The organism is Pseudomonas hygromyciniae (assembly GCF_016925675.1).
Classification (GTDB): Bacteria; Pseudomonadota; Gammaproteobacteria; order Pseudomonadales; family Pseudomonadaceae; genus Aquipseudomonas; species Aquipseudomonas hygromyciniae.
This window is the reverse complement of sequence record NZ_CP070506.1, coordinates 3,528,685-3,546,144: the sequence shown is the minus strand read 5'-3', so window position 1 is coordinate 3,546,144 and position 17,460 is coordinate 3,528,685. Positions and strand designations below refer to the sequence as shown.

The 17,460-nt window shown below is 54.4% G+C and carries 27 protein-coding genes and 1 pseudogene; 8 read left to right on the top strand and 20 right to left on the bottom strand.

Translation table 11 applies throughout. From position 1 onward, the window contains the following. Positions 1 to 38 precede the first annotated feature (38 nt). The 3 genes from JTY93_RS15650 to JTY93_RS15640 all read right to left on the bottom strand — a co-directional run bounded on the left by JTY93_RS15650 (position 39) and on the right by JTY93_RS15640 (position 2,384). Entirely contained in the window at positions 39 to 305 is a 267-nt protein-coding gene (locus tag JTY93_RS15650; protein ID WP_205475786.1) for a hypothetical protein, read from the bottom strand. Beyond that, on the bottom strand, positions 302 to 1,168 hold the full coding sequence (locus JTY93_RS15645; protein WP_205475787.1) for an ASCH domain-containing protein: 867 nt from the start codon (positions 1,166 to 1,168) through the stop codon (positions 302 to 304). The genes JTY93_RS15650 and JTY93_RS15645 overlap by 4 nt, the downstream gene beginning before the upstream one ends. Before the next feature lie 595 nt (positions 1,169 to 1,763). After that, positions 1,764 to 2,384 (bottom strand): hypothetical protein, encoded by a 621-nt coding sequence (locus tag JTY93_RS15640; protein WP_205475788.1) that lies wholly within the window; start codon positions 2,382 to 2,384, stop codon positions 1,764 to 1,766. 264 nt (positions 2,385 to 2,648) lie between these two features. On the opposite strand from JTY93_RS15640, the gene JTY93_RS15635 reads away from it, so the two are divergent. After that, positions 2,649 to 2,876 (top strand): hypothetical protein, encoded by a 228-nt coding sequence (locus JTY93_RS15635; protein ID WP_205475790.1) that lies wholly within the window; start codon positions 2,649 to 2,651, stop codon positions 2,874 to 2,876. A 20-nt stretch (positions 2,877 to 2,896) separates the two neighbouring features. Here the strand turns inward: JTY93_RS15635 and JTY93_RS15630 are convergent. Together JTY93_RS15630 and JTY93_RS15625 are read right to left on the bottom strand one after the other, a co-directional pair. Beyond that, positions 2,897 to 3,181: pseudogene (locus tag JTY93_RS15630) on the bottom strand (DNA cytosine methyltransferase); the annotation flags it as partial. Positions 3,182 to 3,226: 45 nt separating this feature from the next. Further along, a complete protein-coding gene (locus tag JTY93_RS15625) occupies positions 3,227 to 4,327 on the bottom strand; it encodes an HNH endonuclease (protein WP_205475957.1) in 1,101 nt (366 codons plus the stop codon). 278 nt (positions 4,328 to 4,605) lie between these two features. On the opposite strand from JTY93_RS15625, the gene JTY93_RS15620 reads away from it, so the two are divergent. Both JTY93_RS15620 and JTY93_RS15615 read left to right on the top strand, forming a co-directional pair. Next, on the top strand, positions 4,606 to 5,205 hold the full coding sequence (locus JTY93_RS15620) for a hypothetical protein (protein WP_205475792.1): 600 nt from the start codon (positions 4,606 to 4,608) through the stop codon (positions 5,203 to 5,205). Between the two features lie 110 nt (positions 5,206 to 5,315). Beyond that, the gene (locus JTY93_RS15615; RefSeq protein WP_205475794.1) at positions 5,316 to 5,519 is read left to right on the top strand and encodes a hypothetical protein; all 204 of its coding nucleotides are present in this window, start codon (positions 5,316 to 5,318) and stop codon (positions 5,517 to 5,519) included. A gap of 11 nt (positions 5,520 to 5,530) precedes the next feature. Here JTY93_RS15615 and JTY93_RS29600 read toward each other — a convergent pair whose 3' ends face one another. Continuing rightward, complete coding sequence (locus JTY93_RS29600; protein ID WP_275899786.1) at positions 5,531 to 5,665, bottom strand: hypothetical protein; 135 nt, start codon at positions 5,663 to 5,665, stop codon at positions 5,531 to 5,533. Positions 5,666 to 5,676: 11 nt separating this feature from the next. Then, positions 5,677 to 5,928 (bottom strand): hypothetical protein, encoded by a 252-nt coding sequence (locus tag JTY93_RS15610; protein WP_205518881.1) that lies wholly within the window; start codon positions 5,926 to 5,928, stop codon positions 5,677 to 5,679. 99 nt (positions 5,929 to 6,027) lie between these two features. Here JTY93_RS15610 and JTY93_RS15605 point away from each other — a divergent pair, with 99 nt between their 5' ends. Further along, positions 6,028 to 6,300 carry a hypothetical protein gene (locus JTY93_RS15605; protein WP_205475796.1) on the top strand — a complete coding sequence of 91 codons (273 nt, stop codon included), beginning with the start codon at positions 6,028 to 6,030 and terminating at the stop codon, positions 6,298 to 6,300. Between the two features lie 26 nt (positions 6,301 to 6,326). Here JTY93_RS15605 and JTY93_RS15600 read toward each other — a convergent pair whose 3' ends face one another. After that, positions 6,327 to 6,962 carry a hypothetical protein gene (locus JTY93_RS15600; protein WP_205475797.1) on the bottom strand — a complete coding sequence of 212 codons (636 nt, stop codon included), beginning with the start codon at positions 6,960 to 6,962 and terminating at the stop codon, positions 6,327 to 6,329. A gap of 101 nt (positions 6,963 to 7,063) precedes the next feature. Between JTY93_RS15600 and JTY93_RS15595 the strand changes: the two genes are divergently transcribed. Continuing rightward, positions 7,064 to 7,783 (top strand): hypothetical protein, encoded by a 720-nt coding sequence (locus tag JTY93_RS15595; protein WP_205475798.1) that lies wholly within the window; start codon positions 7,064 to 7,066, stop codon positions 7,781 to 7,783. A 45-nt stretch (positions 7,784 to 7,828) separates the two neighbouring features. On the opposite strand, the gene JTY93_RS15590 is transcribed toward JTY93_RS15595, so the two are convergent. The 7 genes from JTY93_RS15590 to JTY93_RS29135 form a co-directional block, all read right to left on the bottom strand. Then, on the bottom strand, positions 7,829 to 8,317 hold the full coding sequence (locus JTY93_RS15590) for a hypothetical protein (protein ID WP_205475799.1): 489 nt from the start codon (positions 8,315 to 8,317) through the stop codon (positions 7,829 to 7,831). An 84-nt stretch (positions 8,318 to 8,401) separates the two neighbouring features. Beyond that, a complete protein-coding gene (locus JTY93_RS15585) occupies positions 8,402 to 9,064 on the bottom strand; it encodes a lambda exonuclease family protein (protein WP_205475800.1) in 663 nt (220 codons plus the stop codon). Then, complete coding sequence (locus JTY93_RS15580) at positions 9,064 to 10,053, bottom strand: RecT family recombinase (protein ID WP_205475801.1); 990 nt, start codon at positions 10,051 to 10,053, stop codon at positions 9,064 to 9,066. Before JTY93_RS15580 ends, JTY93_RS15585 begins: the two co-directional genes overlap by 1 nt. A gap of 53 nt (positions 10,054 to 10,106) precedes the next feature. Further along, entirely contained in the window at positions 10,107 to 11,267 is a 1,161-nt protein-coding gene (locus tag JTY93_RS15575) for a coiled-coil domain-containing protein (RefSeq protein WP_205475802.1), read from the bottom strand. A 54-nt stretch (positions 11,268 to 11,321) separates the two neighbouring features. Next, positions 11,322 to 11,549: a hypothetical protein gene (locus JTY93_RS15570; RefSeq protein WP_198792948.1), complete on the bottom strand. Its 228-nt coding sequence runs from the start codon at positions 11,547 to 11,549 to the stop codon at positions 11,322 to 11,324. Beyond that, entirely contained in the window at positions 11,546 to 11,776 is a 231-nt protein-coding gene (locus JTY93_RS15565; RefSeq protein WP_205475803.1) for a hypothetical protein, read from the bottom strand. Before JTY93_RS15565 ends, JTY93_RS15570 begins: the two co-directional genes overlap by 4 nt. After that, on the bottom strand, positions 11,754 to 11,960 hold the full coding sequence (locus JTY93_RS29135) for a hypothetical protein (protein ID WP_240344164.1): 207 nt from the start codon (positions 11,958 to 11,960) through the stop codon (positions 11,754 to 11,756). The genes JTY93_RS15565 and JTY93_RS29135 overlap by 23 nt, the downstream gene beginning before the upstream one ends. 919 nt (positions 11,961 to 12,879) lie before the next feature. Here JTY93_RS29135 and JTY93_RS15560 point away from each other — a divergent pair. Beyond that, the gene (locus JTY93_RS15560; protein ID WP_205475804.1) at positions 12,880 to 13,191 is read left to right on the top strand and encodes a DUF1654 domain-containing protein; all 312 of its coding nucleotides are present in this window, start codon (positions 12,880 to 12,882) and stop codon (positions 13,189 to 13,191) included. Positions 13,192 to 13,289: 98 nt separating this feature from the next. On the opposite strand, the gene JTY93_RS15555 is transcribed toward JTY93_RS15560, so the two are convergent. The 5 genes from JTY93_RS15555 to JTY93_RS15535 form a co-directional block, all read right to left on the bottom strand. Then, positions 13,290 to 13,781, bottom strand: coding sequence for a hypothetical protein (locus JTY93_RS15555; protein WP_205475805.1), 492 nt, complete (start codon positions 13,779 to 13,781; stop codon positions 13,290 to 13,292). After that, a complete protein-coding gene (locus JTY93_RS15550) occupies positions 13,765 to 14,109 on the bottom strand; it encodes an STAS-like domain-containing protein (protein WP_205475806.1) in 345 nt (114 codons plus the stop codon). The genes JTY93_RS15555 and JTY93_RS15550 overlap by 17 nt, the downstream gene beginning before the upstream one ends. Further along, positions 14,106 to 15,257 carry a hypothetical protein gene (locus JTY93_RS15545; protein WP_205475808.1) on the bottom strand — a complete coding sequence of 384 codons (1,152 nt, stop codon included), beginning with the start codon at positions 15,255 to 15,257 and terminating at the stop codon, positions 14,106 to 14,108. The genes JTY93_RS15550 and JTY93_RS15545 overlap by 4 nt, the downstream gene beginning before the upstream one ends. Positions 15,258 to 15,375: 118 nt before the next feature. Beyond that, complete coding sequence (locus tag JTY93_RS15540; protein WP_205475810.1) at positions 15,376 to 15,606, bottom strand: hypothetical protein; 231 nt, start codon at positions 15,604 to 15,606, stop codon at positions 15,376 to 15,378. Positions 15,607 to 15,610: 4 nt separating this feature from the next. Then, a complete protein-coding gene (locus JTY93_RS15535; RefSeq protein ID WP_205475959.1) occupies positions 15,611 to 16,429 on the bottom strand; it encodes a S24 family peptidase in 819 nt (272 codons plus the stop codon). A gap of 112 nt (positions 16,430 to 16,541) precedes the next feature. Here JTY93_RS15535 and JTY93_RS15530 point away from each other — a divergent pair, with 112 nt between their 5' ends. Together JTY93_RS15530 and JTY93_RS15525 are read left to right on the top strand one after the other, a co-directional pair. Next, positions 16,542 to 16,778 carry a helix-turn-helix domain-containing protein gene (locus JTY93_RS15530; RefSeq protein WP_017479602.1) on the top strand — a complete coding sequence of 79 codons (237 nt, stop codon included), beginning with the start codon at positions 16,542 to 16,544 and terminating at the stop codon, positions 16,776 to 16,778. A 50-nt stretch (positions 16,779 to 16,828) separates the two neighbouring features. Next, positions 16,829 to 17,446, top strand: coding sequence for a DUF8585 domain-containing protein (locus JTY93_RS15525; protein WP_205475812.1), 618 nt, complete (start codon positions 16,829 to 16,831; stop codon positions 17,444 to 17,446). Positions 17,447 to 17,460: the final 14 nt, after the last annotated feature.

Genomic DNA, 17,460 nt, shown 5'->3' with positions numbered 1-17,460 from the left:
TGAGTTCGCTCACCGGCAGGCATATAGGGGGATTGGGGTTAGGCTTGTTTGGTGCGGAGGAAGCGCCGGCACTGGCATTGCGCATGTTCGCAGTGCAGCTCGCCAACCCAGTCTGGCAATTGATCGCCGTCGTAACGCTCAATGCGAGAGTGCTTAAGGCCGCTCCGCTTCACATCTTTCACAAAACGCTGCAGGTCTTTGGCGTTGTCATCGCGATCCGGGCTATCCCATCGACTCATTACCAGGAGGCCGCAATCTGTCTTTCCGTGGTCCATCCAGCCGAGGCTATTCGGGGAATCGCTCATGGCGTCACCCGCTTGAACTCGACCACCCATACCCACGGGTTGGCGTTCCAGTCGCCGCCGGTGGACTCCCACAGCTCCCTCCAAGCCGCCGGGTACCAGTCTCGGTAATTCGGTGAAACGTCATCGCTTGCCAGCTCCGGCGGACATTGCAGGCCTTCCGCCCGGATATCGGCGCGGCTGATGTCCTGCAACCGCTCGACGCGAACTTCGGTGATCTCCAGCAGGATGCGGCAGGCAGCGCGAGGCATGTGGATGCTGGGTTTGTACTTCAAACCGAAGTCTTTCCTTGCCTCGTCGCTGTGTGAACCAGGGCGGCAGTCGGCAGCGTAGGCGTAGCGCTGGAGCGGGCCGTCCGGGTCTGGGCGATGCTCAACACCGGTGCCGCGCAGATCGATGAAAGTCTCGCGCACCCACAGGCGATCGCCTCTTTGGCCATACGGGCAGCCGCCGTACATGGCAAGCTCAGCGGCGCATTCTTGCTCAGTCGCGCCGAAAGCGGCGAAACCCCAGCGTGGATGGTCTTGAACTACGGCAATCCACTGATGTTCCGGGGAATCGGATTTGCTACGGCTCGGGATCTGATTGCCTTTGACCAGGCGGCGCGTGACGGTCTTTTGTCCGGACAGAATCGCGCGAACCATTGCACCGTTAAAAAGAATGGGCCGCTCTTTATGGAGTGGCTCCGGCGCCGGACGCGGCTTGGCCATTTTCGCTTGGCACCGCTTGCAGCTGACAAGGCTGCGCTTGTGGGTGCCATCCCACGACACCTCGGAATCTTCGTTAAGCCCGCAGACGGAGAGCGACCAGCGCTCATTATCCTGGGTGCAACCTGAGTCGACGATCAGGTGGTTTTTTCTGGCCATAGGTCGTCCTTGCCGCTATAGCGGCTGACTTTGAAGGGGGGATTACATTTCAGTAACAACTCGAGAAGTGACACTGCTAAATCGACTTGCCGATAATCGTTCGTTCGTTCGTTCGTTCGTTCGTTACTTGCTTGCGAGATGTCCACCCCTCTGGTTGGCAGCTTTTGCTGCTTGAGCGGCGGCGGCGTTTAAAAGTTCAGCCAATTTAGTCGGCTCGCTAAAAGAGACATCTTTTGAAATTGCTTATGAGATACAGCGCGTTATCGTTGGTCGTGGTCTTATCGACCATGGTTGTAGCGGATGAATTACCGGATAGCCCTTTACTTGAGCGCTTTGGCGAAGCTATCAATCAGTTGCCTAAACCCGCTTCTCCTCCAGAGGCGAAGCACGTTCCGCGTGTCTTGGGCGCGCAGGAGCTTGATGCGCTGAATTATCCCGGCACTCCGGTTAGGCCAGAGCCCAATACCACCGGCAATCCGACTATCGACAATATGGAGGCCCGTGATAGAGCTGCGTGCATCAGGCAAAGTAGCGGCTCTGCTTTTCACTGCAGATAGTATTGGTGAGAGATTTGCGCAGGTAGATCATTTTTCCACTACCTTGTTACCAGGTCATGGGCATTCACAACCGCCTTCGGTGTATAGGTCAGAGTGCCGTCGAGGATCGCTTCCTTGATGGCGTTGAACTCCCAGGCGTAATACTGGGATTCGACGTAGACCCGCATGCCTTTGCCATAGTCGTGCTTCTTGCGCCGGATGAATGCCTCGGCGGCGTCTTTGGTGAAGTGCGCGTTTATGTACTCCCAGTTTTCGCACCAGCCAGTGACCGCATGTCCTTCCAGCTCGCCGAGGACGTACCACTGATCCGACTCGTCCGCCTTCATGAACTGGCATCCTGACCAAACCTGCATAGCCTTGTTCAAAGAGGCCCGCTCATCTTCGTCTTGTTCGTCCCAGTAATCCTTTGGCGAGAACCACTCACCCTCAGTGCAGTGATTGATAAGCAAGCGGTTGTCGCTGTAGTCGGTGTCTATCCCGTAGACGATGCGTCTGGCCTGGACGATGAAGATCGCTGCAGAGGTGCAATGATCATTCACACCAGCACCAACGCAGTCATGGCGAAGGCGGGTCACGAAGTCGGCCCAGGTCGCAGTATCCAGGTCGTGGCCGGTAGCAAGGCTCGGTGCGGGCTTGGGGATTTGATTATCTGTAGGCATGGGGAGTCCTTGCCGGGCCATGCCCGGGCGGTGGAGTGGGGGAGCGGAAAAAACCCAAGAGGAAAGCTAGGGGTAAGCGGCAGAACATCGAGCATTACCGTCAGCGCACCGTGTTCTGGCTGACCAATATCGAGGGCTCTACCGCATGAAACGACTGACCGATTGGATAAACCTGTTCGCCGCCATCCTTCGCCTGATCGCCGTCATCATCCGTACCGGCTGGCTTTGAGCTACGATGGCCCCTTCCTACAAATGGGCAGGACCATGACCAAGCACGATATTTACGAGGAGATCGAAGGCTTTCAGGTTTGGAACTACATGGAGTGCGACAAGGACGAGGAAGGCCGGGAGACCTGGCGTATCAACGTCGAGATAAAGCGCGGTGGTGAGGTGGTAGTGCCGGTTGTTGCGGGTGACCGAACCTATGTTGACCGTGGCCTGGCTCAGGTTGCTGGGCGTGAGGTCGGTGCCAAGCTGATTGCTGATTGCTGATTGCTGATTGCTGAGCGCGTTTAAGCCGCAGCCGCCTGACGCTCGGCGATTCTCCACGGGTCATTGGCCCGCGCCAGGGCAGCCATCGGCGGCGGGCTGACGCTGTTGCCGCACATGTGCACCTGCTGGGTGATGGTGAAGGGCTTGCCGTCGGCGCCGTGGGTGATGATGTAGTCGGCTGGGAACCCCTGGGCCTTGTACAGCTCAACCGGCTTGAGCATCCGCAGGCAGGTGTCGACGATCACGTAGGGCGTGCCCTGAGCCATCACCGTGACCAGGGCCAGGTGGTCCAGGGTTGTGATAGTGCCACTCAGATGTTCCAGGCTGCAGCCCTGCTGATTCGTAAGCCTTCAAGACTTCGGCTCGATACTAGCGACGTAAGTTTTCAACGCTTCGTTCTTCACCTTTCCGTGTAATCCGTGGTGGATTTCGCGGTGGCAGGCGGGGCAGATGGCACCTATGTAACGTGGATGGTCTAGGCCGCCATCTGATAATCGATTTACGTGGTGCGGCTCTAGGTATGGTGAGCCGTTTGCCTTCATGAAAGGGGCCGCTTTCTTACAGCTCTCACAGTTCCCGGCTGCCCTCTTTAAAACGTAATTGGAGATTGTTCTGCTGCGACGATATACGGTCCTGCGTGCCGATCCGCTCTCTCCAGCGGATCCTGCTTCCGCAGCCGCAAGAGCGCGCTTTCTCGCCTCTGCAAGTGACATAGTTGGATCTGGGCCTTCGTCTTCTCCTGAGAACGTAGGGGAGTCGAGCTCAAGCCCTACGGGGACTAGGTTGAACACAACTATTGCCCTGTCGTTGCCAAGCTTGTCAGGGCCGCGGCGCCATTCATGGCTCGCACACGTGTATTCGCCGAGGTACTTCTGGCCTAAACTTTTGCCGACAATCTCGAAAACATGCAGTGCTTTCCCCTGCTTCGAGTGCTCGAGAATTGCCAGGTTTCCTTTAGTCAGCGTCATATCATCGAGCTGGCCTTCGCCTGTATAACTGAAAACCTTCTCCTCGCTATGAGAGTCGGTGTATCCGTACTGACCACCTGAGTCGCCGGTGAAAATGAATACCGCTGGGGCCTGCGCTGACGGGGCAATTCCACTCTGGCGACTGCCTCCGAACAAATCGTGAATCTCAGTTTGCCGGTCATAAACCTGACCCGCCACAAAGCGCAGCTCTGGATCAGTTGACCGTTGCAGCTCAACGATTGTGAATCCGTGCCGCTTCAAATATCCGTTTGTGGGCTGACCACCTGAAAAAAGTCCTACAGGGGTTCCAGTGGCCAAAGAAACTATTTTTTTTGCAGGGTATAAAGTGCTGTTCGCACTGATTGCGTAGCGATGCGCTTGGTTTTCAGTCCAGCCTTTCCACTCGAGGGCGCGGCGAAACTTTTCATCGAACTGTTTTAGAGCTTGGTCTAGCTTTTCTTTTTTTACCGCGGGGATCTTCAAAGAAACGTCCTTGTGGGCAGCAGCATTCATCAGATGGTGAATGCTCGCCCGTCCAGCAGTATGACGCAACAGCGATATAGTGGCTCAGGCGCACCGAACCAGGCGGCGGGCATGCCCAGCGGGTGCCAGGTCTGTGTCGCGGCTTCGATGCCGCTGCACACGCTTCCGTAGTGATGGCCATATGGTATATCCTTTTAGATTTAAACTCGGGCTAAGATATGGAACTACCTAGGTCATTTGAACTAAATGCTGCTGATATCAAGTACGAGGGGCGAGTATTGAAGAATCAAGTTGGCACTGAGATTGGCCTTAAAGATTCGCCAATATATATACATGTCGACTCAGACACGGATTGGGCAACAGTTGTCCCGGCTGCAGCCGGAGTGGTAGTAGCGCTTTTAGTGGCGTGGTTAACGATTGGTGTTCAGAGAAATCAAATTCAAGGGAATTTGAGTAATTTCAGACATCATTGGATGGCCGAGCTGAGAGAGGCGGCCGCAGAATTGATTTCTCTTATGACATATATTGTCAATATGAACTCAAAGCAAGAAGGTTTCAAAGGCTCCGATGACTACTACAAAGCATGCGCTAGAATGTCGCAACTGCGCGCTAGAGTTAATCTTCTTCTAAGTCGAAATGATGAGCGTTCTAGAAAACTAATAAAATTCGGTGGTGATGCTAACAGGCTGGCGATCAGAGTCGAGTATGAAAGTCCTACAGATAAGCCGCTTCAAAAAATAAAAGAATACCGCGATTTGCTAAGGGCGGAACTCGAACAGGCTTGGCTGGATACTAAAAATGACCTTGGCTTCGGCCGAAGATTGATATTCCCAAAACTGTCGTGGTTGCTGAAGCGAAAAAAGGCGAACGGTGCGTAAATGCTCGTAAGCGTTGGATAGGCATAGGGGATCCTCACCGGCTGGCGTGAAGTGTATTCGTGGGCTATTGCTTGATGATTCGGCATACCGTCGAACCAAGGAGAAAGCAGATGAGCAACAAGCTAACGCTGAAGGAGATCGCTGAAGGCACCGGACTTACGATTGACCAGGTCGGTGCGTACTACGCTGATTGCGAGCAAAGACCCGATGGGACGTGGGCCATTTACTTTGACCCTAAAATCCCAGAGGGCCTGCTGAAGGGGCTGAAGGGGTTCTACACCTTCGACCTGCCTGCCAGGCCATCAGCACAATAGGCGAGGGCGGCTCATGCCGCCTCTTCCTGCTGCACATGCGGCTTCGGTGGCCATTCCGAAAACCCAATGCGTGGAGCCTTCGTCTTCGGGTTGATGATCGGCTTGCCCTTGGCGTCCACCAGCACCGCCTTGGCCCTGATCTGCATGTCGCGGCATCTCAAGGTCCTACGGGCCAGCTCAATGAACTGCTCGGCGTACTGCGGCGCATCGAACAGCGGCGAGAGCTGGCGAACCGCCCCCCCCCCATGATCTTTTCGGTGCGCTTGGCGACCAGCTCCAGCCATTCAGCTTCCGGGATCGGCTCGACGCCGCCAGGAGCCTTCGGGTTCTTCCGGGTGCCGGCTGTTTTCTTGCGAGCCTCGGTCTTGGCGACATCGAGGGTCATTCCAAACACTGCAAAGGTGCTCATGGGTTATCTCCAAGCGTGCGCCTGCCTCGCCGGCTGGCGTGATTCGTTGATATGGGGTATTACGGGTGACCAGCGCGTGGCTGGCTTTTAGGAGGTGATATGGGTATCTCGATTGAAACGGCTCACAAGCTTTTAACTGCTGTTGAAAGCTTGGCCACCTCTGCTGAGGGGTTGGAGCGTAGAGCTGTTATGGCATCTCATAGCTTGATAGGGATTAGTGCGGAAGACTTTCCAGAAGGGCCTCGTACTTACTGGAACGATGTTTCTGCAAACTCCGAATCTATTCGTGCTGGATCAGCGAGCGAGCAAGTTGTTAAAAAGTACGTCAGTTCGATCTGGCAGCTTTTCGAAGCTTGTCGCCCGAAGCACTGAATCTCAGCGCAAAAGGCGAGTGCGGGTCAGGTGGCTGACTGCTCAGCAATGAAGTAGTCCCAGGCCGCTTTATCGCCTTGGGCCACATACCATTTCAGCTCAGTGCTTTCTTCCGAATCGGACACTGAGCCGCCGTATTGGGCGCCGGGGAAAGTGAACAGCCCTTTGTTGCCGCACCATGGGTATCCGCCGGTAAACTCGGTGAATGTGACACCTGGGCGCTCCGCTGCTACCCGAACCTTGAATTCTTCAAATCTGGCATTGCGGGCCGTGACCTCGGCTTCGTGCCCGGCCTTGCAGTCCGCAGAGCAGTAGACCACGCGACCATCGAACACCAGGTCCAATGCGATATCGGTTTCGGTCTCTTCATCCCAATAACTGGCATCACTGTCGCACCTGGCGCCGCAGTGGTTGCATCCGAACCACCAGCCAGCATCGATGTAGGCTTTCGCTGGGATAAAGCGCTGGCCGGCATACTGGTCGGCCCAGTGGGCACGGCGGCAAGAAACCGAGCCAAAATCAGTACCGATATTGTCTGCGCCCTGGCGGCGAGCTGCAGCGTTCGAGGTGGCGAACTGAATGTTGGATTCTTCGGGGTCGTTGGTCTCTACGGAGTAGGCCAGCACCTTACGCGATGCCGGATCGACTTTTGGCTTGCTCATGGACTTTCTCCAGTCAGGCGCCGCCCTCCGGTGTCCGGTGGTGGCTATTTGGTTTGGATTGGTGTTTTATACTCAAAAAACAGGTCAAGGATGTTTAGTTAATGAAACCCGTAGGCGTAAGAGCCGTAGGTATAAAAAAAATGGAAGATGACTGGTCGCACATTGACTATGTCGATAAAGTGACGGGCAAATTCCATAGAATCTACAAGTTTAAAAACAAGCCATGTAAAAGCGTTTATCTTAAGTCTAGATTTAGCGAGCATCTTGCTGGCTATGCACTTATCGAGAAGGATATTCGCAGTGCACTGATTTGGCTTCGAAAGATTAAAGATCTCGTCGGTGATTTAGATGAGAAGAAGGAGGGTGCTTTTAGTGTAGCTCGAGATAGGGAGAGATATAGTATCGTTAAAGGTCTGTTTGTGGCGTCACTTACCTTTTACGGCAAAGGCTTTTCTAAGTGCGATGGCCGTCCTGTGAAGCTTGAAAGAACCCAGTTAGATGAAAGATTTACTGAGATTCACGATATTGCTATGTCTTATAGGCATAACTTTGCGGCGCACAGTGGCGCCAAGCGACTAGAGTTTGCATCTGTTGCCTTGGTTATTCCCGCAAAGGTTAAATATGGGAAAGACCTTCCGATGAATCTCTATACAGAAATCAATCAGCCTGATTTGCTGTGGCATGGCAATGGTGGTGAAGTAGGATTTATTCAACTTTTTGAACATGTTCAAACTGTAGTCAAAGGCAAGATTAAGTGGTTGACCGAAAAAATATACAATGAGGAGGTTTTGCCTAAGGGGCCGGCACATTTCTTCAAGTGATTTTAAGTATTTCTTCGCTATCTCCTCCTTGAATCGCGCAAGGTTTTAATCATTGTCGCCATCGTCTATGGCGTTCATCTGGAGTGATTCGGCAAATCCTGCTTGCCGTAATTTGCGCGCCACGTTTTCAGTTATCTCGTAACCGTGGCGCTTAATTTTGAAGAGGGCTGCGGATTTCTTGGGGCCCAGAGAGTGGGCATGCGCGATCAGTCTCCAGATGGTAGCCCGGTCCTTCGTCTCGCCCAGTTCGGCGGTGAGCGCTGCCAACCGGTCACGCATTCCCTGGCGGAAGTAGTGGCGGATGATGTCGGACGGCCCTTTGACCTTCTGCGGCGCCGGCGACAGATCCTCGGCCCGGCCATTCAGCACCAGCAGTTGCACCGCCTCGCTGACTTCCTCGACCTTATGCCAGAGCATCAACTCGTCGAGCATCTGCCGGGTGCCGTGCGGTACCGTGTGCCGCAACTCCTGCTCGCCCAGTTCCTGCCGCTTCTCGGCAAGCTTTGCCGTGCGCTCCTTTTGTTGGGCTGCCATGGCCTGCCTCTTCTATTCCGCTGGCCGGCAATGCGAGCCAGGTTTGACGTTTGCGTTGCTGGATGCGGGTTATGCGGCGCATGCTCAGGCTCCCAGGCGGTGGGCTTGCGCCCGTGCCTTGTCTGCGACCTCGTCGACCATGCGATTTAGCTCCAGGTTGAACTGGACCAGCTCCTTGTGAAGGTTTGCGATGTAGTCCTCGTCGCGGTAAATCGTCTCGATATAGAGCTGACACTCTTCATCTTGGCGAGAATCGAACGAAATAAAGTCCCACCACTTGCGACCCGTAACGAACATGCATCCCTGAATCTGCGGGATGTGTTCTTCGGGCATGCCTTCGAGCCAGGTCCTGATGTGAATTGCTTCGTTGAAAGGGCACTTTGATTCAGTGCCGCCGTCATCGTTGATCAGGCCGTCGGGAGAGCAGCCAAGCCAGTCGTACTTGGGGTGGACGATAAATTCGGAGGGGACGACGATGTTGCCGGTCAGCATTTCGTAGGCGTCCTGGGCCTTTTGTTCTTCGGCGTGTCCCCATTTCAGGGAGGCGCTGCTAACGTTGTGTTTGGACTTCTTCGCCAGCCGCTCGAAGCACAGTTCGCGCATGTATGAGGTGCGCGCGCCCATCGGCTCGCGCTTCCCATGTTTGTCAGGCTTTCCCCAGGCCAACACGTCTTTAAAGCGGCTGGCTGTCACGCGACCAGATCGGTCTGCATGCCACTTGTCCGTGCCCTGAAGCTCAGTTCTCACTACGCGGCCTCCTCTGAATGGGGCTGGTCTGCGTTGGAGCCGCTCATGTCGGTGAAGTCAGCATCAACGGTCGCCGCCATGCTCTTGAGTGCTTCGTGGCATTCCAGACCGATTGCCGCTCGCTGCTTCGGCTTGAGGCCCGCCCAAGCTGCTGCGTAGGCTTCGATGTCCTGGCGCTTCGCGACGACCAGAAGGTCAGCAAATACTCCGTCGATGTCAGGCGATGGAGATTTAGGCCCGAACGACACGCCTGCCGCGGCAGCGGTGTTCGCAGTCTGCTGGGCGGGGGTGATGTCGATTTCGCCGCCGTACGAATCCTCGAATTCGTCAGGGGTGTAAACACCAAGGATCACGTCAGGGCAGAAGAGTCGCGCCCATTTTTTGGTGACCAGGTATGCGATTTGCTGCTTCGGGTCTTCCGCCCAGAGCGTAGAGTTACGTGTGCGAACCTGGGTCAGTAACAGCTCAAGAGTGCGCGGTTCGTCTTCGCCTTTGAAGGTTGCCCAAACCTTGATCCCGAGGCCTTTCTCATCATCAAAGCTCCAGGCCGGGACACGATACTTTTTGGGCTCGCCTGTATCCTCGTCCTTCTTGGTCTTACTGGTGACTTCGCGCATCTTCCCGATGACGTTTTCCCAGGAGCCGAACCACTCAAAGTTCAAGCGACCTTTGACCGGCGCCTTGGCGGTGATCACTGCGTTCACGAGCTGGGCCTCATAGCTCAATGCGCCACCGTTGACGATAAACGTCTTCTGAGCCACCGCGAATGGGTTCATCTGCCATTGCATCGCTTGCAGCACTACCGCCATGCAGTCAGCCTGGTTGCCCTTGAGGTGCTTAGGGACTGTTGTAACGCCCTTTGACATCATCATCGCGAGATCGCTCATCGACTTCATGGTGCCCGGGTCGAGGATGAGTGCTGCAGCGTTGTGCGATGGGTCGTGGTAGGTGGCGAGGCCGGTTTGTGCTTGGGGGTCTGTATCGGTCATAGCGCTCTCCGTAGCCAGCATGGGATTTGCTGGATGTGAGATGGAAAGGGTGGTTAGAAGCGGATGGCACGAAGCCAGGCGTGAGCAGTTTCGAGGTCTACGTCAAAGCCCAGCGCTACAACCTCGATAATGTCGTCAACTGCCGGTGCGGACGTAGTCAAATCGTCCTGTTCAGCGCCGGTCGTCTGTGAGCTGACTGGTGCGACCTCGGCCTTCGCTTCGATCGACGCAGGAGCCGTAGCAATGACCGGGGCCGGCGCGGCAGCTTGGGCGCGAAGACGGGCCAGCTCTTCCTGATCTCGCTGATACTGGGCATCGCGCTCGCCCTGCTGGCGCTGCTGCTGTTCATGCTGCTCACGCTGTTGTCGTTGCTGTTCTTCCATGTCGCGGCGCTGCTGGTCCAGCTCGTCCTGCTGCTTCTTTAAGCGCTGACGATCTTCCTCGGCGCGTTGTTTGCGCAGCTCTTCAGCCTCGGCGTCGGCGATTCGCTGTTTCTCTCGCAGCTCATCAAGCTCCTTTTGCTGGGCCAGTAGCTTTTCGGCGGCCGCTTCGCGCTCCAGGGCAGACTTGTGCAGCACTTCCAGCTGATCAATCGCGTTGTCGCGAGCGATGGTGGCTTCAGCTTCAAACTCGCCATACTCCTCGGGCAGGATCACCGCTTCCTTGACGCCTTGCAGGATGTTAGAAACGTCGGCTGCGCTTCGGCTTGCATAGGCGGCAGCGACAGCGCTGAAGCGGTTGATTTTTGCCCGGATGGCTTCGATGCGCTCTTGTTCAAGGCGCTCCTTCTCGGCCTTCGCGTCGGCAATACGCTTTTCTTCGGCTTTGATGGCTTCATCAACTGGCTCTTCGAGCACCAAAACGCGGGCCTTCAACGCCTCGCCAAAATCCTTGACCTGATTAACTCGGGCCTGCGCTTCTTTCACCTTCTGCTGGTATGGCACCAGTGCTGTCTTGGTAGTGTTCGCCAGGGCATAGCGCACGTCGCGGATGTCGACGCGAACCTCTTTGGCATTTGCCAAACCTTCGCTCGTCGAGCAGTCAACGATCAGCTTCGCGTAGGTGGTCTCCAAGCGAACGATCTGCTCTTCATGCGGTTGATATTCAACAATGTCGGTGATCGATACGGCAGGCGTTACAGATTTTTTCACTTCTGGGGCCTCAGATGTTTCGAGTGATTCTTGTGCGAGTACTTGGTTGGCATTTTTGGACATGACGATCCCTCGCCGCGCTTGACGCAGCATTGAAAGTGGTGTGGGTCAGAAGAGTTATGCGGCGGAAACGATGGAGGCGTTGTGCTTGGCGTAGATCTGGTCGATGCGCGCCTGGTAATGACGGTGCTCAGCCTCGTCGATGGCTCTGAGCATAAAAGCCAGGGTTATGCATGACCGCGCCGCGGCGCTGGCATTTTCCTTACCCAGATCCCGGATCAGGTTTTCTATCTCGGCCTCTATCCAGCCCACGGCTATCTGGTGGTCTCGCTGGGCGATGTTCATTCATCACCCCTTACTGGCGGGCAGATCAGTTCCATCTGCCCCATAGCCACGCTGATACGCAGCTTTAGGCTGGCGCGCTCTTTGAGACGACGCGCCTCACGCTCTGCCAGGTCATCTGCCGTGTACTCGTGGAACAGATCGATATGCTTAGCCCTTCCGAAGTTCGGCAAGTCCCAGCGCCTGTCGGATTCGCGGGCCTGGGCGCTATCCGCGTAGCTTGTTTGCATGACGAGACTCCAGGAACCGGGCAAGGGCACAGGCTTCATTGTGGTCTTGCCGGAACCCCTTCACCTTTCCGGTGGAGGCCTCGACGACGTGGAAGAACTCGTGGCCCGCTGGAACTACACGGTAGCGGGGGGAGCTCTTTGGCGTACTGGAGCTGACCATGCCCAGACAAAGGGCTAGAGACATATTGCGGCGCTGGTTCATTGCAAGTGCTACATCGCAGTGAGCTTGGTGACTTTGGATCATGGTCGCCTCCAGATTGGCGGGTTGTTCACCTGTATTCGTCAACACTCATGCCTCCCGCTGGTTGCCGATGGGTGCGGGGGGAGTGCTGACGTAATAGAGGTGGGGAATGGTGCCCAGGCCCGCTACTGGCGACGGCCTGGGTTTGTTGCGTCAGCGGTGGCTCCCTCTTCGCTAGGGCGGCGCCGCGTATCCCGCTGCTGATTGCAGGTCGGCGGTTCGTTATGGGTGCGGGCTTCGAGCTTCCTACTCACAGCGTCAAACAGCATCTGTTCGCCGTGGATCACAGGTCCTTACAACATGCACGCTACAGCTCTAAGTGCCCTGATTGAGTGGGGCAGGGTGCATGAGGTCCGGCGTTCCCAGCCGATGCTATCGGGATCGCTAATTCAAATCTTTTGGAGCTGGCCGAGACCCGCTACTGGCGTCGGTCACCGGCTTGAATCGAATGTCACTCCAGCCGCGGGCCTTTCGGCTTGTTCTCCCGCTGGAAAACTGTTCTTGGCGCTTTACGCTGCACGCCCGGGTCAGTTGCCAACCCTCTGAACCGTTTAGGCCGGTTCATCGCTGCCTTTGAATCTGGGCCGGTGGTGATCCGGCAAGGGGTAAAACCAAAGAGCGGTGGGCGGATGCCCTTCGCAGTGGCTGTGTGTCGCTGCGATGGGGTTAATTTAGCCCCAAGCTAAAATATCGTCAATAGCTCCAAGCTAAATATTTAGCGGTGGGCGAAATTATCGCGATCCGCCAGGCTTCTCCGAGCCGATGGCTGAGGTCCACAAACGCTTTACGCGCCCATTAGCAGTGAGCTATGATTTTTCAATTAGCTGTATGGATATACAGCATTTAGTTGGGAGGGAATTTCATGGCGAAGAAGAATGTGGCACCGGTAGCACGACAGGAAATGAGCGGCATGGAGCGCTTGGCGCTGCGCGTCTCATCCATGATTAACCACCCGGTGGCACAGGCTCAGCGCTGGGTGACGATCCATCGCCTGGACACGGACGGGGAACGGGAATGGGAAGAGGTGCTGGGCGTGATCGCCGATACGGACGAGCTTGAGTTGACGCTCAATGACGACGGTAGCGTGACGGTGAGATGGGAACAGCAAGAAGTCGAGGTGGAGGGCGGGGGAGAGGTTGAGTTTGAGCAGGAAGAAGAGGCGTCGCCTTTCTGACAGACATGAAAAAGCCCGCTCAATGGCGGGCTACGGACTCAGATCAGGAAGGGCAGATACAACAAGCCCGGCGCATGGTCGGGCGCTCAATAATTGTTTTATCTTGGCTTACTCGCCTCTGAAATTTTTTTCCATGACTTCAATAGATAACTCGAATTTAGCAATCGCCCCGAAGCTAATGCTATGTTCGAAACTCTCGGCGAAGTGGGGCTGATCGGCCGTTTAGCTTGTTCAAAGTCTAGAGTGGAGTGCTTTCTTAAGTCAGAAATATATTGGACAGGCAGGTCTTTTTCGCTTAACTCAGACACTTGCTTGAAGGCTACAACCAATCGTCTATGCAATGCAAGGACATGATGCTGAGAGTGCTTTGTATCCTTATCGATCCAGAAACTGAGCGCACAATCCTCAAAGTCTACTAGGGATTTGATTGCGCGATCAATGGCGTCATGGACGTCTTTTTTCTTTGCTAGCCATCTTTGTTGTTGGCCTCGCACATACCAGCCAACTAGTGTTGCGACAAGTCCGACGATGGCGAACGTCCAACCTACAATTGAACCTATATCTAGTCCAGTATTAGATTCTGTTGCCATTAAAAGCTTCTCCATGGGCTATGGCCTCGTTAACCCATTGAGTTACCTCTAGCTTTAAGGAAGGGTCATCATTAGAGATTAAGTTGTCACATATTTTTAAAACTATCTCTTTTGGTACTCCATCACGAATTAAACCACCAAAAGCCTCATCCAAGAACGAAGACCCATATCCGAATGCCCCATCAAGCACAACAGTGATTTCGCCTTTGTTGGCTTCGATTTCAGGTAGCAAAACTTTTTTCCTGAATAACTCTCCAGAAAAAGGACCTAAATCAATATATCTAGGCCCCGGAAATTCTGAGAACGATGTAACAAATATACTTTTCATGCTTCTAAATCCTTCAAGGACACAGTCCACTCAATCATAGTACCATGAATAGATCCATTGTAGCTCGCAGACCACTCGCGACCCTGTGCATCCGGGATCTCCTTATACCCGCCCGAGACAATGCCTGGGTGGTCGAGTCCAGCTACCACGTAGCACCCCCTGTTGCTCCGGATAGACAGCAGCGCAGAAGGAAAGTGCTCTGTGATCGATCTTATGTCCGCGCCTCCTTTGCCTCTATATGGGAGATTTGTTCTAGACCTTTTTATAAATGTTGAAGCATGTATCAATTCAGCATCGCCACTACCTAGTATTCCTATTGCCCTAAAAATAGTAGTGAGTGTACTTTCTTCGTGTTTTTTCGGCAAAGTTACTGGTATACCAACACCTAGGTCGCAAATGATCTGGGTTATGCTGTTTTGTTTTTTTCCTACTAGCATCCACCACCTGTTCTCGGTATTAGAGCTTTCAATCTCTTCTGGAGGGTAGGCGTGATCTACGCTATTGGCCATCGCTTCAATCGCCCCCTTATATAAGTGGGATTTAGATATTTTTGATATTGAACTAGGTAGATTGTTGAGCAGACTTGCAGCTAAACTTCCATCAGCAAGATTTCCGGAAAGTTGTTGCCATACCGCAACCCCCTCGCTGCGTGAGGGCAAAAAATTAGGCTGTCGAATGGCATCAAAAAAGCCTATTTCCTGCAATGCTTTTTCTATCTGGTTATCATTTTTTTTATTTCGGTTACGCCGCTTCTTCGCAAATGAGCAACCAAAGGAAAGTGTTGGGTGAATTTTTAATAGGTGAGAAACTTCGGCTAATAGACGAAGCCCTGCGCATGCGGTTATTTTGTTGGTTCCTTTAAATGAAATAATCACATGGTTATTGTATTTTGAACTAAGTCTAAGGTTTTCAAGAAAGTTTGAAAACAGCTCGAGATTGGAGCGCGCATACATATCAAGCTCAGGTGGTGAATATACTGTCGGATTGAATGAGTTGTAAGTAAATTTTAGGTCTTTGAACTTTGGCTTTAAGTATCTAAGGCTGACATATCCTAAAACCCCTGGGCCTTTAACTCTCAGTGCTCGGCGATTTCGCTTATTAGCTGCGCGCAGCCTGTGAGCTGAGTTTATATCAAGGTTTTTTTTCATTTAAAATTATACCTTCCATGTATTACTTTTTGTTCGTTCCTAGATTGACTTGATCAGGAAAAAGCACAAATATTTTGAGTCCACATCTCGCCTCAGACTCTCTGATTTAGTCATCACGTCATCCGCGCTCTATTCCGCCAATCTTTACCTCTTCCGCATACCCCGCCAGCTTGTCCTCAGTTTCCTGAAAACTCAGCGCGATCTTCATCATATCGTTAGCGCTTTGCTCGTCCCCTGCCGCCAGAAGGCATTTGGCAAAGACACACAAATCAACGCCAGACCACTTGAGTAGGGCTGCAGCCTCTTTCAGTTCGCGGCGCAGCTGCTGGTTGGGTTTGGTCAGAGCCATGGCGTTATACCGGCTGTCCGTTCCATACATAAAGCACCCGGGCCAGGATGTGGGTGTCGTCCACCCGGATGTCCTCGGGATCATGGTGCTTGTTGTCCGAGATCATCTTGAAGCGGTCCTTCCCTTTCTTCTGCAGGCGCTTCACGTACAGCATTTCGTCGTGGGAGAAGAGGTAGATACCGTCGCCTGTAAACTCCCGGATCGTGATGTCCACGAGCAGGGGGTCGCGATCCTTGATCGTCGGGGCCATCGACTGACCCCATCCGGTGATCATCTTGAGGTGGAAGTGCTCTTTGAAGGTGACGCCCAGGTCACGCAGGTGCTTGGGGCTGACCCGTATGTCCTGGAGCATTTCCGGGTATTCGTGCGGGATCTGGCCTCCGCCCATCGCTGCGCGTACATCATAGTGAGCGATCCACACTTCATCGCCGACCTGGCCTGGGCGAGAGAAGTCAACGGTTATGACGTTACTCGACTCGTCAGCGGCCGCAATGATCCTGTCACGAGCGGTGCTCGATAACCCTTTGACCTTCGAAAGCATCTGCTTTATCTGGTCAGCCGCTGTCTGTACGGATACCTCGCCTAAGTGAGCGCCTGTGGTCGGTTCTTCGTCTGGTGATACGGAGTCAAACCAACCTCTAGGTAGCCCCTCGATCGACTCGATTCTCCGCGCTACGTCGTCCCCCAAATTCTTCGCCGTCTTGTCCGACAAAATCTGACTCAGGTGCGCAGGCGCCATTCCCCAGCGCTCGGCGCACGCGCCTTTTCGCTGGCTGCCTATAAGGCTGATCAGTTGCTGTTTACGAATCGCATAAATATCCATGCGGGCAAGAATGCCAGCGTTTAGCTCAATGCTAAATGTGCTCAAAGCTAAATATTCCTTGCTACGACATTAGCCGTAAGCTAAATTTCTCCCATGTTTAAGGAGAGATCCCATGAATGACCACCTGCGTGACTGGCTCGCCAGCGCTTCAAACGAACGGCGCCAGTCAGTGGCTGCCGCTGCCAAGACAACTGTAGGGCACCTGTGGCAGCTGGCAGGCGGTCACCGAAAAGCCTCGGCTGACCTGGCAGAGCGCCTTCAGGACGCATCAGGTGGAGAGATCACCATCGCAGGTTTGCGACCGGATCTTCTCGACCTGGCGCACAAAGTGCTACGCGGCGCCGCCTGACATCCCTGTCCGCCGTTCCATTAAAGCCAGATTAGAAGAGAACAGTCCCCATGCAAACGTCCAGTTCCAGACACACCGTACAAACCCGTGATCAGGTGCTGGTCGCCCACGCTGCAAACCAGATTGCGCGCACCAGCCTGAGCCAGGACGACTTCGCCCAGGCGTTGAGCCGCGAGCTGCATCTGTCGTGCCCGCAGAAAGCTATCGCCAAAGAGGTGCCGGACTTCGCCGCGCTTACCTTGCAGAACGACGTGTCCGACTTTGTGAGGGCGACCGGGCGCTGGCTCAAGCGTGTTCAGCGCTGGCTGTCCGGCGATCAGGAAATGCCGTCCTGGCTAGAAGAATCGTGGGTGAACGCTCTTGAGCCTGAATTCCGCGACCACTGCTTGAACGAGCTGGCGAGCCGCCACGGCTTGACTGGCGCCCGCCAGATGACCAGCGACCAATGCGCGAACAAGAGCTTCGGCGCACTGATCCGCGCCTTGGGGGACGTGATCGACACCGGCAGCGAGGTGTTTGACGACCAGGTGATGTGCGAGCAGGACCTGCCGCACTTACCGGCGTTCGTTGAACAGTGCCGCCAGGTTGAGGCGAAAGCGGGGGAGTTGGGGCGAAAGGCTGAGCAGTTGATCAAGGACGCACGGCCAAGTCTGAAATCCATCGCTTGAAATTTTTTTGGTGT

Excerpts from the sequence above, each read along its gene's own strand:
- JTY93_RS15650 (WP_205475786.1), bottom strand. The coding sequence starts at position 305 with ATGAGCGATTCCCCGAATAGCCTCGGCTGGATGGACCACGGAAAGACA.
- JTY93_RS15645 (WP_205475787.1), bottom strand. The coding sequence starts at position 1,168 with ATGGCCAGAAAAAACCACCTGATCGTCGACTCAGGTTGCACCCAGGAT.
- JTY93_RS15640 (WP_205475788.1), bottom strand. The coding sequence starts at position 2,384 with ATGCCTACAGATAATCAAATCCCCAAGCCCGCACCGAGCCTTGCTACC.
- JTY93_RS15635 (WP_205475790.1), top strand. The coding sequence starts at position 2,649 with ATGACCAAGCACGATATTTACGAGGAGATCGAAGGCTTTCAGGTTTGG.
- JTY93_RS15615 (WP_205475794.1), top strand. The coding sequence starts at position 5,316 with ATGAGCAACAAGCTAACGCTGAAGGAGATCGCTGAAGGCACCGGACTT.
- JTY93_RS29600 (WP_275899786.1), bottom strand. The coding sequence starts at position 5,665 with ATGCAGATCAGGGCCAAGGCGGTGCTGGTGGACGCCAAGGGCAAGCCG.
- JTY93_RS15610 (WP_205518881.1), bottom strand. The coding sequence starts at position 5,928 with ATGAGCACCTTTGCAGTGTTTGGAATGACCCTCGATGTCGCCAAGACC.
- JTY93_RS15605 (WP_205475796.1), top strand. The coding sequence starts at position 6,028 with ATGGGTATCTCGATTGAAACGGCTCACAAGCTTTTAACTGCTGTTGAA.
- JTY93_RS15600 (WP_205475797.1), bottom strand. The coding sequence starts at position 6,962 with ATGAGCAAGCCAAAAGTCGATCCGGCATCGCGTAAGGTGCTGGCCTAC.
- JTY93_RS15595 (WP_205475798.1), top strand. The coding sequence starts at position 7,064 with ATGAAACCCGTAGGCGTAAGAGCCGTAGGTATAAAAAAAATGGAAGAT.
- JTY93_RS15590 (WP_205475799.1), bottom strand. The coding sequence starts at position 8,317 with ATGGCAGCCCAACAAAAGGAGCGCACGGCAAAGCTTGCCGAGAAGCGG.
- JTY93_RS15580 (WP_205475801.1), bottom strand. The coding sequence starts at position 10,053 with ATGACCGATACAGACCCCCAAGCACAAACCGGCCTCGCCACCTACCAC.
- JTY93_RS15575 (WP_205475802.1), bottom strand. The coding sequence starts at position 11,267 with ATGTCCAAAAATGCCAACCAAGTACTCGCACAAGAATCACTCGAAACA.
- JTY93_RS15570 (WP_198792948.1), bottom strand. The coding sequence starts at position 11,549 with ATGAACATCGCCCAGCGAGACCACCAGATAGCCGTGGGCTGGATAGAG.
- JTY93_RS15565 (WP_205475803.1), bottom strand. The coding sequence starts at position 11,776 with ATGCAAACAAGCTACGCGGATAGCGCCCAGGCCCGCGAATCCGACAGG.
- JTY93_RS29135 (WP_240344164.1), bottom strand. The coding sequence starts at position 11,960 with ATGTCTCTAGCCCTTTGTCTGGGCATGGTCAGCTCCAGTACGCCAAAG.
- JTY93_RS15560 (WP_205475804.1), top strand. The coding sequence starts at position 12,880 with ATGGCGAAGAAGAATGTGGCACCGGTAGCACGACAGGAAATGAGCGGC.
- JTY93_RS15555 (WP_205475805.1), bottom strand. The coding sequence starts at position 13,781 with ATGGCAACAGAATCTAATACTGGACTAGATATAGGTTCAATTGTAGGT.
- JTY93_RS15550 (WP_205475806.1), bottom strand. The coding sequence starts at position 14,109 with ATGAAAAGTATATTTGTTACATCGTTCTCAGAATTTCCGGGGCCTAGA.
- JTY93_RS15545 (WP_205475808.1), bottom strand. The coding sequence starts at position 15,257 with ATGAAAAAAAACCTTGATATAAACTCAGCTCACAGGCTGCGCGCAGCT.
- JTY93_RS15540 (WP_205475810.1), bottom strand. The coding sequence starts at position 15,606 with ATGGCTCTGACCAAACCCAACCAGCAGCTGCGCCGCGAACTGAAAGAG.
- JTY93_RS15535 (WP_205475959.1), bottom strand. The coding sequence starts at position 16,429 with ATGGATATTTATGCGATTCGTAAACAGCAACTGATCAGCCTTATAGGC.
- JTY93_RS15530 (WP_017479602.1), top strand. The coding sequence starts at position 16,542 with ATGAATGACCACCTGCGTGACTGGCTCGCCAGCGCTTCAAACGAACGG.
- JTY93_RS15525 (WP_205475812.1), top strand. The coding sequence starts at position 16,829 with ATGCAAACGTCCAGTTCCAGACACACCGTACAAACCCGTGATCAGGTG.